This window comes from Aeromonas bivalvium (assembly GCF_000819765.1).
In the GTDB taxonomy this organism is placed as follows: domain Bacteria; phylum Pseudomonadota; class Gammaproteobacteria; order Enterobacterales; family Aeromonadaceae; genus Aeromonas; species Aeromonas bivalvium.
The window spans coordinates 164,055-177,044 of sequence record NZ_CDBT01000024.1 but is presented as its reverse complement, the minus strand read 5'-3'; the positions used below and the strand labels follow the sequence as shown (position 1 = coordinate 177,044).

Here is a 12,990-nt window from a genome sequence, read left to right as displayed (position 1 = left end):
TCGCATCCCGCCATCACATCAGCCGCGCTGCGCCGGACACCCGGATTGAGCTGCCGGGCTCGGCCGGGATCTCGGCATGCAGCCGCGACGGCATGCCCATCTCTTCCCCCTGCACTATGTCGATGGCGCCGCCATGGGGCCAGTGAAGGTCGCGCAGATAGCCGGCCAAGGCCGCGGTCGCGGCGCCTGTGGCCGGGTCTTCATAGACGCCGCCATAGGCGAAGGGATTGCGGGTATGGAACAGCCGCTCCCCCGCGGCATGCACCAGCAAGATGGTAACCAGGCCCTCGCGGCGCATCAGGGTGCGCCCTTCGGCCAGCGCGTAGTTCATGGCCGACAGCGCGGCCCGGCTGTACAGGGCCAGCACCAGATGATCGGCGCCGCCGTGGATGAGTGCTGGGGGGAGGCGGGGATCCAGACTGGCCGCATCATAGCCAAACAGCGCCAGTGCCTCGGCAACCAGGCTGGCGGTGGCCGGTTTGCTGCGGGTCTGCGGTGATTGCAGCGCCGCCTGCCACTGCCCCGTCTCATCCTGCCAGCCAGAGACCCGGCTCTCGGTCTGGCTGAGGCGCAAGTCATGGTCCCCTGCCCCGAAACGGCGCGCCAGCGCCACCCCGAGGGCGATGGTGGCATAGCCGCAAAACGGCACCTCCGCCTCGGGGGAGAAGTAGCGCACCCGCCATTGGCGCACCTCTGCGCCTTGCCCCTCGCCGTGCAACGGGGCGGCAAACGCGGTTTCCGAGAATCCGACCTCTGCGGCGATCCGCTGCATCTCGGCCGCCTCTGGCAAGGCGGGCCCTATCCAGACACCGGCGGGGTTGCCCCCTTGCCGTCCATCGGAAAAGGCGGCGATGCGTACCAATTCGGGGACAAGTTCCATGTGACAACTCCTTGCAGGCTAAAGTGAGCGTGCCGAGACAGGGCCTGCGCCCATCGACCGAATGGACCCAGCTTACTCGTGAAATTAAATGGCACACAGGTGCCGCTTGGGCGCCGCGGATCCGGGAGATGACAACTAGCCTTGTGGTGCGTGTCTGTATACGGTCCTGCAGTGGAGAACCCTATGTATTCTTACACCCTCAGCTTTCGGGAGGAGGTCGACAAGCTGACCGCCCCCGAGCAGGAGATCAGCCTGCAAAGCCCGGCCCAGGCCGGGGATTTCATCATCCTCTCCGATGGCAGTCGTCACCAGGTGATGTTCGTCACCCACCGCGCCCACTACAGCAGCCTCTATCTGGACAAGGGGGTCCGCATCCCCCAAAGCTGATCACAGACGCCACATGTCGTGCGCGCCTGCTATCGTGAGAGGTGGCCGCGACCAGCCATCGCATGCCCTTTGCCACCAGCCCGAATGACCCATTGCCAGAGGTATTGATCATGTTCAGACAGACCGCGCTCGCCCTGACCCTCACCCTGTTGGGCAGCGCCCAGGTTCACGCCATCAACGCCAAATACGCCGAGCAGCTGGAGCGCTCCGGCTGCACCCAGGTGACCGAAGCCCAGGGCTGCGATATTCACAAGACCAAGGCGGAAAACGCCAAGGCGGGATTCGGTGCTGCCGCCCCGGCCGCCGACGGCGGTCTGAACATGAGCTATGAACAGAAGCTGGAGCACTCCGGCTGCACCCAGGTGAGCGAGCTCAATGGTTGCGACATCAACAAGACCAGGGCCGAGAACGCGGCCGCCGGGTTTGGCGATGTTCCGGCGGCGGCCAGCGCCAGCCCCTACGCCGGCAACTGGGTCGCCACCTTCCCCGAGACGGGCGCCACAGTGGCCACCATCCGCATCGATGACAAGGAGAAGGTCTGGGTCAACGACAAGCAGGTCAGTGCCAGGAAGTCCGACGGCGCCCTGGTGTTCAAGGACGGCATGGTCACCTACCGCATCCAGGGGGATCGCCGCCTCAAGGGAGAAGATGGCTGGGTCGACAACGATGCGGGCACCAAGGGGCCGATCGCCGCCAAATAGGCGACATGACGGGAATGCGAAGGGGAGTCTGGGCTCCCCTTCTTGCTTGCTCTCTTGCTGGCTTCTTCACCAGACCCCGGTGAGCGACAGCCCTGCACGTCCTCTTGCTATTCACCTACCTCTTCTTCGGATAGTCGAGCACGGCCGTCAGCGGCGGTTGCGACACGGCAGCCGACCAGGAGGGGGCGTCAAAGGTGAAGCGGGCGACGGCGCAGGTTGGCATCCGGGTGATCTTGCCGGAAAAGCGGTGGGCAAGGTCGGTGAGCTCGGGATCGTGGCCAAAGAGCATGACACACCTGAACCCGTCACCCAGCTCACCCATCACCTCGAGCAGGACCCCGGCATCGCTGCCATAGAGCCGCTCGTCCGTGACTATCTCCCCTGACGGGTAACCGAGCACTTCGGCCATGATATGGGCCGTCGACAAGGCCCGGCTGGCGGGGCTCGACAAGATGAGATCGGGTCGCACCTTATCGTGCGCCAGCCGCTTGCCCATCAGGGGCGCGTCGCGCAGGCCACGCTCGGCGAGCGGCCGCGCCCTGTCTGGCCGCCCCTGATCTTCCCAGCTCGACTTGCCGTGACGCACCAGCACAAGGGTTCTCTTCATGACGTCTCCCGTTGCCACTGACCATGGGCCCAGTGCCCGCTTTGGCCTAGACCAGGTGCCTAGTCCCTGTCACTGCGCCATCTCAATCATAGCGAAGCCGCTTGCAAACCTGGGGAGAAGGCAGGAGAGGCGCTCAGCCCTGCCCCATGGCCGATGGCGGGCTCACTTCCTCCATGAAGATAAGCCTAAGGGGTTCGGCCAGCAGCTCGTCCGCCTGGCGGACGAAGCCTTGGAAATAGTCCGTCTCGCAGTGGGCATCCAGGGCGGCCTGATTGACGAAGGCTTCGCGCATATAGAAGGTGCCGGGTTCGTCTTTGAGCTCGAACAGCACATAATCGAGGTTGCCGGGCTCCCGGCGGGTGGGGCCGATCAAGGCGAGCAGCGCTTGACGCAGGCGCTCGCCCATCCCAGGCTTTGCCGTCAGCACGGCGATGGATACCAATTTGTCTGCTGTCATCTTCATCACACTCCGTTATCAAGGGGCTATTTGAAACACTCCTCACGGCGGCTTGTCACCGCGCGAAGAGCGCATGTTTCAACCTGAGAGCCAGTGTAATCACGGGGGATTGATACGAATAGACAGACAATCTGGACAGACTATCCATCCTGCTGAACAACGCCCTTGCACAACAGAGCAGATCGGCCACTGCCCATGAGGGCGCTTATGCCTCCCTGAGATTGGCCTGGGGCACCCAGCCGGAGGCGCCATCTTGGTCCCTCACGCACCAGATCCAGCCGTTGATCACTCGATGGCCACCGAGCCGATCACCCGCTTGCACGCTCAACTCCCTGGCCGTGTAATCCTCCAAGGCGCGAGCCGTGCCATCGCCCGTCGCCCCTATGATCTGGGCCGGCACCCAGCCCCCTTGTTGCCCGTCACAATGGCAGAAGAACCAGTCGTGCCACCCCCCTTCCCCTTCATAGCGTTCGCCAACCATGAGTGAGGTCCCCTTGCGAAAGGTGATAGGGTCCGGATACTCGCTGCGGTGGGCACTGATCACCACAAAGGCCTTGCTCTCACTGTTCATATTGCTCCTTGGCCATAATGGCGTGATGAAAGGGCATGCGCCCATGGTTCGCCGTCACGGGGGCATCCTCGAGGAGACAGGCACGCCTGGCCCCCATTGAGCAGGGTGCGATATCGCCATGACAGGGGCACAGATGATCACGGCCCGGGATCACGGCCGGCAAACCGGCTCTCGACGCCGAAGCAATAGGTGGTGAAGGGGTGCCCGGACAGGGTCGTCGTCTTCACCCGGGTGGCGCGCCTGGCGAGGGACTTGTACAAGGGGCGCGAGCCCAGCAGATGAAAGACCACCTCTTGATGGCCCAGGCTGCGCGCCCAGCCCATCATCTCGTTGAAGATGGCAAGCCCCCTGCCCCAGCCCGCCCTGGCGATGACGATGGCCATCTCCACCCCCTCCTCATCGGGCTGGAGGCCGCACCACCCCACCAGGGCGCTATCGATGAGAACGGCGCGCACGCGGCAGCCGGGCAGCGCGTCTATCGCCATCTTCTCCTCCATCCAGCGCCGCACCGTGGCCAGCTCGAAGGGGGGATGGTCAATCAGGTGCTGTCGCAGCGTCTCGTCGTTGAGCAGCGGCAGAAAATCCGCTGCATTGACGTCAGCGAAGGATCTGAATTCCATGGAAGTCTCTCTCAATTGCGCGAAGAGGCGCCCCTAATAGGGGCTGCCATCCTTGTGTCTGGCTGACCAGGCGCCATCGGCACCCTGTACCAGGGCCAGATCGTCGTCGGGATAGTCGACGGTGTCCCCTGGCAGCCTGTCCCCCACCTCGAGATAGACGGCATCCACCTCACCGTGGTTGACCAACTGGTGGGCCAGGCCGCTGCCCCCCTTGAAGCCGATGCACTCCCCCGGCGACATCAGATACTCCTCCTCCCCATAGCGCAGGGTGGGATTGCCAGAGAGCACATAAACGAACTCGTCCTGCAGGCCGTGATGGTGCTTGAGCGCCGAGATGGCCCCCGGCGCCAGGGTCGTCAGGTTGACCCCCAGATTGGCAAGACCGAAGTGGTCCCCCAGCCTGCGCCGGGTACGGTGTTTGACCAGGGAGGCAAAGGGCTCCGGATAGAGGGACTTTGCCTTGCTCTCCGGGATCTGTGTGGCCTGAATGGGTGTGCGGTTCGTCATCACAACAACCTCCATATTGGCGCCCTGGCGAGGGGCAGCAAGAGACAAGCCAAGTGCCTTGAGCGGCAGTCACGCAATAACACAGATACGGCTGGAGGCTGTCAACGCTGAGATGCAATGTCCGGGGCCTTGCCGTTTCCCGCTGTGCAATGGGCCGGGCTTATAGCCCCCTACAACACCTCGACCTTGACCTTGAGAAGGCCCGATCGGGTGTTGCCTATGGCGCTGAACGCCGCCCTGGAGAGATCGATGATCCGGCCTCTGGGGAAGTTGCCCCTGTCATTGACCCGCACCACCACGCTCTTGCCGTTGGCAAGGTTGGTCACCCTCACCATGGCGCCGAAGGGCAGCGTCATATGGGCGGCGGTGTTGGCGCTCTTCTGGTAGGGCTCGCCGCTCGCCGTCTTCTTGTTGTGATAGCGATCGGCATAGTAGGAGGCCAGCCCCGTCTGGGTATAGCCCCGCCCGTTGCCCGCACTGCCCGCATCAGGTTGGCTGCTGCAGGCCGCGAGCAGCAGGCACAGGGAGGCCAGCAGCCCTTTTTGTAATTTCCACGTCATGCTTTATTCCCTCGATGCGATGTCAGGTTGATGCGCCCTGGCCCTTACCCTGCATCGCCAGTCTGGATCCCGCGAACAGGCGCCTACTCTCTCATATTTCCCATGGAAAACGGGAGGCCCAGGCCTCCCGTTTGTGTGTTCACCCGTCAGTCCCTGTCAGGGCTCAGGCGATCAGCTTGTCGTCGGCGAAGCCAAAGCCGCGCAGCCCCACCACATGCACATGCTCGTGCTTGCCCTGCACCTTGCGGATGAGCTTGTAGGTGGTGCCCTTCTCGGGGCTGATGTTCTCCGGCGCCGCGATAAGCAGCTGCATGTCCTGCCGCTCGCACAGCTCGAACAGGGTGGCGATGGACTTGCCATCCAGGCGCGCCGCTTCGTCGAGGAACAAGAGACGGCAGGGGGCGATGTCCTTGCCGCGCAGACGGCGAGACTCCTCCTCCCAGCTGATGAGCACCATGAGCAGGATGGCCTGACCGGTACCGATCGCCTCGCCGGTGGAAAGCGCCCCGCTCTCGGCGCGCAGCCAGCCGTCGGCCCCCCGCTGCACCTCGATTTCCAGCTCCAGGTAGTTGCGATAATCGAGCAGCACGTCCCCCATCACCTGGTAGTTTCGCTCCCCCTGCTCCACCTGCGGGTTGAGGCGCTGGAACAGCTTGGCCATGGCCTCGGAGAAGCTGAGCTCCTTGTCGGCGAAGAGATCGTTGTGCATGGCGCTCTGATCGGCGAGTGCGGTCAGCAGGCGAGTGTGGGCCTCGCGGATGTTGACGTTGAGACGCACCCCGCGCACCAGACCGAAGGCGATGTTCTGCAGGCCCTGGTTCAATACCCGGATGCGGTTCTGCTCACGGCGGATGATGTTGGTGATCTTGGCCGCCACCTCGTGGGAGGAGAGGGACAGGTGATTTTCCCGCTGCTTGAGCTCGTCCGCCAGACGGGCCAGCTCGATCTCCATCTCCTCGATGGCCTCCACAGGATCGTCCGAGCGGATGATGTCGTTGCGGATGCGATCTTTCAGGTAACGGTAGACCTGCACGTAGAAGGCGACCTTCTGCTCTGTGCTGCGATTGCCTTCCGACAGACGCAGCGCATCGCGCAGGGCCTCGTCGTGGGCCACGGCGACCCGCAGGGCGCCGAGGGCCTTGTCCGACATGGAGCGCAGCTCGTCGCTGTCAAGATAAGCCAGCTCGCGCTTGTTCAGACGCTTCTCGACGTCGGTCTCCCGTGCCAGACGCACCACCCGCGACCAGCTCGCCTTGTGACCCACCAGGGATTTGCGGGCGCTGTAGTAATCCTTGCCTTCCAGCTTGAGACGACCGCCAAGGGATTCGATTTCGCGCTTGCACACCTGCAACTGGGCCTCGGCGCTGGTGCGGCGGGTCCGGGTGCGGATAAGCAGCTCTTCGATCTCCTTCTTGTGGGCGCGGGATTTCTCCTCCATGTCGTCCGACAGGGTGAGCCCCATGGCCCCCAGCTCCTGCTCGAACTCCGCCAGGGTCTGCCCCTTGGCCGAGGCGCTGGAATCGAGCGCCGTGCGCAGTTGCAGCGCCTCGGTGTGGCGCTGGGAAATCTGCTTGTGCTGCTCACCGGCGGTGCGGGCGGCCAGCTCGGCGGCTTTGAGCTTCTCTTTGAGCCGCTCGCTCATCTCGGACGCCTTGCCCAGCAGGTCTTGCGCATCTTGATAGGCAAAGTGCGGCAGACGGGCTACCAGCTGATCGAGGGCGTAGCAGCGGCGCTTCTGCTCCGCCAGCAACTCGCTCACCTCGTCGAAGGCCGCCTGCAGGGCCGCCAGATCCTGGGGATCCTGGCGCAGCACCTGCACCTGGGTCTCGAGTTTTTCCAGCGCCTTGCCGTGTTTCGCGATAAAGGCTTCGGCGGTTTTAAGGGCCTCTACGTCGGCGTGAGCCGCCTCGAGGCGGGCCGCCAGATCTGTCTCGGCAAACAGGTGGGCAAAGGGCAGCATCCCCTGCACCAGCTGGATATGGCGAGTCAGCTGGGCGGCGGCTGCTTTGGCATCACTCAGCTGCTTGTCGCACTCGGCCATGGTTTCTTGCAGCTTGCGCAGTTCGGCCTGCTTGGCCTGCACTTCGGCCTCGGGGTCCGGGCGGAAGGCGATATCCAGATGCTGGCCGATAAAGTCGCGAAAATGTCCGTAGAGGCGGTGATACTTCTGCTGCTCGAAGGCGGCCTTGGCGTAGCCCTCGATGAGGTTTTCCCGCTCAAGATCGAGCTGCTCGATCCGTTTTTCCCGGGCGGCGCGGCCAAAGAGTGGCAGCTCGGGGTAGCGGGAGAAGCGCACCTGACGCTTGCTGGTGCGCACCAGCACGGCATCCCCCAGTTCGTCCGCTTCCACCAGATCCTCGTCAAAGGAGTCAGGGTTGCCCTGGATGAGATAGATATCTTCCGGGCAATCTTCCAGCTTTTTCAGCCGCTCGATGGCCCCTTCCAGGTCGAGCACCACCAGGGCGCTGCGAGCCGGGCCGTAGAGCGCGGAGTAGTAAGGGGCATCGTCGATGGAGATGTCGTCATAGACGTCGGAGAGCAGTACGCCCCCCACCTGCTCGGCGATGCGGGCAAGGCGCGGATCCGCCTCGCCAGCACCCAGCTGCAGGTTGCGAATTTGCAGCTCCAGCGCCTGTTTCTGGCCCTGGATGCGGTTGCTCTCCTGCTCGAATTCGCGCTCCTTGTCGAGCACGCTCTGCATGCCGGAAGAAAGTTCTTCGGCGGTGGCGAGCGGCAGGCCGCTCTGCTCGCGCAGCTGCTCGAGCTTTTCAAAGGATTTGAGCCAGCGGGGGGCCAGCTTGGTCAGTTCCGCAATATCGCGGCCGAGCTGAGTGCCCTGATGCTCGAGGCTGGCGCGGCGCTGGTTCGCCTCCGCCTGCTGATCACTCAGCTCCTCCTGACGGGTGCGCTGGGCCTCAAGAAACAACTCCAGCTCGTCCTGGCTGGCAATCAGCTGACCGGAAGCCTGCTGCAGCTCGTCGCGCAACTTGAAGAGCGCCTGCTGGCTTTCGCTCTCTTTCTCGAGGCGAGCCAGGGCGGCGCGCAGACCCTGCCCCTGATTAACGCGGGCCTTGTCTTCGATGTGGCGCTTGAGCAGCGCCTGCGCCGTGGGCCAGGCGGCCTCGCGCGCGGTCTCGGGGGCGATGCTGAGCAGCAGTGCCAGCGCCGCTTCGTGCTCGGCCACCGCCGCCTTGGCCAGCGCCAGCTGCTGCTCGGCCCCCAGCACACGGCTGGTGAGGCTCTGCTCGGCTGCGCGGAACTGGTGCAGGGTATCGCTCGCCTGTTCGGCACTCAATCCCGGCAGCTCGCACTGCTCGCGGGCCGTCTCCAGCGCCTGCACCGCCTGACGGTACTGGATGGCGCGGGTCTGCTGGATATCGAGCGCCTGCTGGTAGTCGGCCAGCTGGGTCTTGAGGCTGTCCACCTCTGCCTGGGCCAGCTCCTTGCGCTCTTCCACTTCCAGCAGCTGGCCGTGGATCTCTTCCACCACCGCCTGCTGCTGCTCCAGCTTGTCGTTGAGCTCCGCCAGATCGGCGCGATAGAGGGCAATCTTCTTTTGTAGGGCCACGGCCGCCATCACCTTGGCCAGGTGCTCGGCGGCGGACTCCAGCTCGTCGGTCAAAAGCTTCTCGCGGTTGGTGAGCTGATCCACCTCGTCCGCCAGATAGATGGCGCGCTGCTTCTCTTCCGCCAGCAGACGACGCTTGCCGGCGAGCTCGACACGGGCTTTGAGGGCCAGCTCGGAGAGGCGGCTCTTCTCGGCGGCGCCCCGCACATACTCGGCGGCCACATAGTGGGTGGTCTCGGTGATGAGATTCTTGAACAGATCCCGCTGACCCTGGGTCTCTTTGATGGCTTCCAGGGTGCGGCGGTTCTCGTAGATGGCCGCCTCCATGTCCTGAAACGCCTTGCGCACCCCGGAGTTCTCCGGCAGCAGGTATTCACGCAAGGAGCGGCTGATGGAAGACGAAATACCGCCGTAGAGGGAGGCCTCGATCAGGCGATAGAACTTGCCGCGATCCTTTTGATCCCGCAGTTTCTTCGGGGTGATACCGAACTCGAACATGAAGTTGTGATAATCGGTCACCGTATTGAACTTGGCGACCTTGATGGCGCCGAGCTCTGCTGCCGCCCCCTTCAGATCGGCGAAGGCGCGCACCCGCCCCTTGCCATCGTCGAGCTTCTCCAGCAGCAGATCCGTGGGTTGCAGGCTGTCTGGCACATCCACCAGGGCGAAGGGGGTGATGTTGACCTTGTTGTCACGGTTGGCCACCTGTTCGAGGTGCACGCCGACCCAGATCCGCTGCTCGCGGCTGTTCATCACTTCCAGCAGGGAATAGCAGTGGCCCCGTTGCAGCTTGCCGTAGAGCCCCTTGTCACGGGACGCGCTGGAGGAGCCCGCCTCCGTGGTATTACGGAAATGGAGCAGTGACTGGTCGGGAATGAGGGCCGCGATGAAGGCTGCCATGGTGGTGGACTTGCCCGCGCCGTTGCCGCCGGACAATGTGGTGACCAGCTGGTCGAGATCGAAGGTCCGGGCGAAGAAGCCGTTCCAGTTGACCATGGTCAGGGATTTGAATTTGCCTCTCACGCCACACTCTCCATCAAACCGGCAGACACCATCAGTGCCGGCACATTAACGTTGCAGATCATCTTCCACCTCCAGCTCCAGCTGCTCTTCGTCCAGATCCTCTTCGATATCCTCGAACAGGGAATCGCTGCTCGGCATCTCGTCGTCGTGGAAGATGGCCTCCCCCTCCTGGATCATCCGCAGTTGCACCGCGCGGGGATCCTCGTCGGATCGCACGTCGGCGGCGAAGCGGAACACGGATTCGTTGACCCGGAATTTGTCGCTGTTGCCAAGGGGGGTGATCATCCCGAGGCGCTTGAGACGGCGCATGGAGGTGCGGATCTTCTCGAGGAGCTTCTTCTTGTCCAGATCCGTGCCGCCGGAGCGGCTGTTGACCATGCGCAGCAGTTGCTTCTCGTCCGCCAGACCCAGCACCTCTTCCTGCAGCTCGCTCATGGCGAACACCCCTTCAGAGGCGAGCCGATCCGGGCTCAGGAACAGGTAGCAGAGCACCTTGCCCACCAGCATGTCGAGCTCGGAGAGCACTGTTGTTCCGATGTCGGCGCTCGGGCGCGGACGCAGGTAGAAGAAGCCTTCCGGCGCCTTGATGAGTTCCACCTGATAGCGACCGTAGAAGATCTCCAGCTCCTGGTGGTATTCCACCAGGGCCGAGTGCTGCTCGAACTCGTCGGCACTGATGTGGCGACCGGAGCGCAGGGCGGTATCGATGCGCGGAAACAAGGGGTTGGCGATGGCCTCTGCGAGGCGCAGGGGCAAGGGGAATTCAGTATTGATCGATGACATAGGCCTGAACCTTGGATCCAGCTTGGTTGATGGGTTTCCATGCGGGTTGGCGGTGGTGCTCGCGCTCACCACTGGCATGGCCGAGACGCACGGCCTGATCGATCAGGAGGCGCGCCACGTCGAAGTGGGCATGGGCCGGGTAGTCCAGCAGGTATTCCCGCAGCACGTCGGCAAGATCCAGCCGATCTCCCTGCTCCGGGTAGCGGGCCAGGTAGCGCTCGATGCGCTCCGCCAGCTCCTGGTTGATGTCCACCATCTCCACGTACTCCATCTCGAGGGGCACCTCGCCGGTCACCTCCTCGTCGTGGATGGCGATGGTTTCATCCCGCAGCTCCAGCAGGCGCGGCTCCTCGGCCACCCTAAGCAGCCAGTTGTGCTGCTCGAAGTTGCGGATGGATTCCCGCAGCCGCTGACTGAAGGCACGGTTCTTGTCCATGTCGATGGCGTTGCGGATGAACTTGTGGACATGCCTGTCATAACGGGACCAGAGCTCGATGCACTGCTGGCCCCAGGCGGTGATGACGTCCAGACGCCCCTGCAGGGCGTGGGTCAGCTCCTCGACGTGGAACAGATCCTCGCGCCCCTGGGCCGCTTCCTGAATGTTGAGCAGCCCCGCCTGCAGGCGGTGGCCGGCGGCGTCCAGGGTGTCCTGCAATTCGCGCAGGGTCTGGCCGGTCTCGTGCAGCAGCTTCTCGCAGCTGTGGATGGCATCGACCCAGTTCTGGGTCAGCAGGGCCGCGATCTCGCTCTTGACCTGATTCTGCTGCTCGTCCATGGCGCGCTGGGTGAGATCGATGCGCCCGAGGGTCTCTTCCAGGGAGAAGGAGAGGCGCGGCAGCACTTCGGCGTCCCACTGCTCCCGGGTATTGGTCTCGAGCGCTGCCTTGCGGGCGGTGTCGAGCTCGGCCGCCAGGTGCTCGAGCAGGATGGAGAGCTTGATGGAGTCCACCTGGCGCTGATCCATGAAGAAATCGACGATGCTCATGCCAAGGCGCGACAGGCGGTAGAGGCTTTCGCCGGCCACCATGTCGGTGGTGAAACGCGACAGCAGCTGCTGGCGAATGAGATCGTTGATGGCGTTGTTGGCGCGACCGGTGAGGGTCTCGTCCATCTGGCCGAAGGCACTGCTCACATAGCCAAAGGCGTCGTGCAGCGCGGCCTCCGAGAGATCAGACTCGTCCTCGGACAGCGTCTTGATCGCTATCAGAAAGGCCAGCCTGTCGGTGGGAAGGTTCAGCGCCAACCCCTCCTGTCTGACCCATCCCACCGTCTCTGGCAGGGTACGGGATGTACTCATCATGACGTTATCATCTCGTTGTTATAGTCGGCAGGTCTTCGCCCGCCGTGGTGATATAGGCCGGGGTCGGTGGCGCCCCGGCGACTGGATCCCGCATCGTATTCACGCCGGTGTGCCTCAACCGGCCGGTTTCTGGGCCATCACGTGGATGTAGCGCCCCAGGGAAACAAAGGGCTCCTGGCGGCAATATTGCTGCTCCATGGCCAGCAGGTCCTCGAACTTCTCGACCTGATCCTGCTTGTGGCGCATGTAGTCGTGGATGACGCGCACCCCCGTCTTGCCGATGATCCGCAATCCCCCCCGGCCTATCCAGTCATAGACCTGCTCCGGCAACTGGGGATTGGTGGGGGTCAGGGCGGTCTGGCGTTTCTTGCGAAGGCCCAGGCGCACATAGTCGAAATTACCCACCACCAGGCTCTGGAACAGGAGGCCGTGACGATTGTAAAAAAGCAGCGACAGTATGCCCCCTGCCTTGACGAAAGGGAACAGACCCAGCAAGGTCTGGCGCGGCTCGGCGAGCCACTCCAGCACCGCGTGGCAGAGCACCAGATCGAAGGTGCCGGTCACCTGGTGCTTGAGATCCTGAATGGGGCAATGGATGAGACGAATTCTGTCTTCCAGCCCCTTCTGGGCGATCTGCTCCCGGGCCAGATCCAGCATCTCTGCCGACAGATCGCACAGCTCCACCTGATGGCCCATGGCCGCCAGCTTCTGGGCGAAATAGCCAAAGCCGCCGCCGGCATCCAGGATGCGAAGGGGCCGATTGCCCAGACGCGCCAGGCAGGCTTCGATATCACTCCAGACAATGGTGGTGCGAATGCGCCCCTTGGTGGAGTCGTAAATGTTGCGGGCGAACTTGTCCGCGCGCCCGTCAAAACTCTGATCTTGCTTCAAGACACACTCATCTTCGGCCGCCCCGCCATGAGGGCCGCAGGAGGAACCACACAGGATTGGGCCACAGGAAAAAAGAGGGGTATTCTGTCACATCCCGAATTTGCTGAAAACTCAAGGACGTGTCTGTCGTGTTCG

At 63.4% G+C, this 12,990-nt stretch carries 13 protein-coding genes; 2 read left to right on the top strand and 11 right to left on the bottom strand.

Annotated features, from left to right (window positions below; genetic code table 11):
- Positions 1-13: 13 nt before the first annotated feature.
- Positions 14-880, bottom strand: a complete 867-nt coding sequence (locus BN1119_RS09475; RefSeq protein WP_041997054.1) for a PhzF family phenazine biosynthesis protein — start codon at positions 878-880, stop codon at positions 14-16.
- Between the two features lie 183 nt (positions 881-1,063).
- Between BN1119_RS09475 and BN1119_RS09470 the strand changes: the two genes are divergently transcribed.
- Positions 1,064-1,267, top strand: coding sequence for a hypothetical protein (locus BN1119_RS09470; RefSeq protein WP_041997053.1), 204 nt, complete (start codon positions 1,064-1,066; stop codon positions 1,265-1,267).
- 110 nt (positions 1,268-1,377) lie between these two features.
- Positions 1,378-1,968 (top strand): hypothetical protein, encoded by a 591-nt coding sequence (locus BN1119_RS09465; RefSeq protein ID WP_041997231.1) that lies wholly within the window; start codon positions 1,378-1,380, stop codon positions 1,966-1,968.
- Between the two features lie 115 nt (positions 1,969-2,083).
- Here the strand turns inward: BN1119_RS09465 and BN1119_RS09460 are convergent, their stop codons facing one another.
- The 10 genes from BN1119_RS09460 to cmoM form a co-directional block, all read right to left on the bottom strand.
- Positions 2,084-2,575 carry a SixA phosphatase family protein gene (locus tag BN1119_RS09460; protein WP_041997050.1) on the bottom strand — a complete coding sequence of 164 codons (492 nt, stop codon included), beginning with the start codon at positions 2,573-2,575 and terminating at the stop codon, positions 2,084-2,086.
- 133 nt (positions 2,576-2,708) lie between these two features.
- Complete coding sequence (locus BN1119_RS09455; protein WP_041997046.1) at positions 2,709-3,038, bottom strand: putative quinol monooxygenase; 330 nt, start codon at positions 3,036-3,038, stop codon at positions 2,709-2,711.
- Between the two features lie 199 nt (positions 3,039-3,237).
- A complete protein-coding gene (locus BN1119_RS09450; protein ID WP_041997043.1) occupies positions 3,238-3,603 on the bottom strand; it encodes an SH3 domain-containing protein in 366 nt (121 codons plus the stop codon).
- 137 nt (positions 3,604-3,740) lie between these two features.
- Positions 3,741-4,223: a GNAT family N-acetyltransferase gene (locus BN1119_RS09445; protein WP_041997040.1), complete on the bottom strand. Its 483-nt coding sequence runs from the start codon at positions 4,221-4,223 to the stop codon at positions 3,741-3,743.
- A gap of 33 nt (positions 4,224-4,256) precedes the next feature.
- Entirely contained in the window at positions 4,257-4,730 is a 474-nt protein-coding gene (locus tag BN1119_RS09440) for a cupin domain-containing protein (RefSeq protein ID WP_041997038.1), read from the bottom strand.
- 170 nt (positions 4,731-4,900) lie between these two features.
- Positions 4,901-5,290: a septal ring lytic transglycosylase RlpA family protein gene (locus tag BN1119_RS09435; RefSeq protein ID WP_041997036.1), complete on the bottom strand. Its 390-nt coding sequence runs from the start codon at positions 5,288-5,290 to the stop codon at positions 4,901-4,903.
- A 163-nt stretch (positions 5,291-5,453) separates the two neighbouring features.
- Entirely contained in the window at positions 5,454-9,881 is a 4,428-nt protein-coding gene (mukB, locus tag BN1119_RS09430) for a chromosome partition protein MukB (RefSeq protein ID WP_084205380.1), read from the bottom strand.
- Between the two features lie 45 nt (positions 9,882-9,926).
- The gene (gene mukE / locus BN1119_RS09425; protein WP_041997033.1) at positions 9,927-10,664 is read right to left on the bottom strand and encodes a chromosome partition protein MukE; all 738 of its coding nucleotides are present in this window, start codon (positions 10,662-10,664) and stop codon (positions 9,927-9,929) included.
- Positions 10,645-11,964 (bottom strand): chromosome partition protein MukF, encoded by a 1,320-nt coding sequence (mukF, locus tag BN1119_RS09420; RefSeq protein ID WP_041997030.1) that lies wholly within the window; start codon positions 11,962-11,964, stop codon positions 10,645-10,647. The genes mukE and mukF overlap by 20 nt, the downstream gene beginning before the upstream one ends.
- A 114-nt stretch (positions 11,965-12,078) precedes the next feature.
- Positions 12,079-12,855, bottom strand: a complete 777-nt coding sequence (gene cmoM / locus BN1119_RS09415; RefSeq protein WP_039040723.1) for a tRNA uridine 5-oxyacetic acid(34) methyltransferase CmoM — start codon at positions 12,853-12,855, stop codon at positions 12,079-12,081.
- Positions 12,856-12,990: the final 135 nt, after the last annotated feature.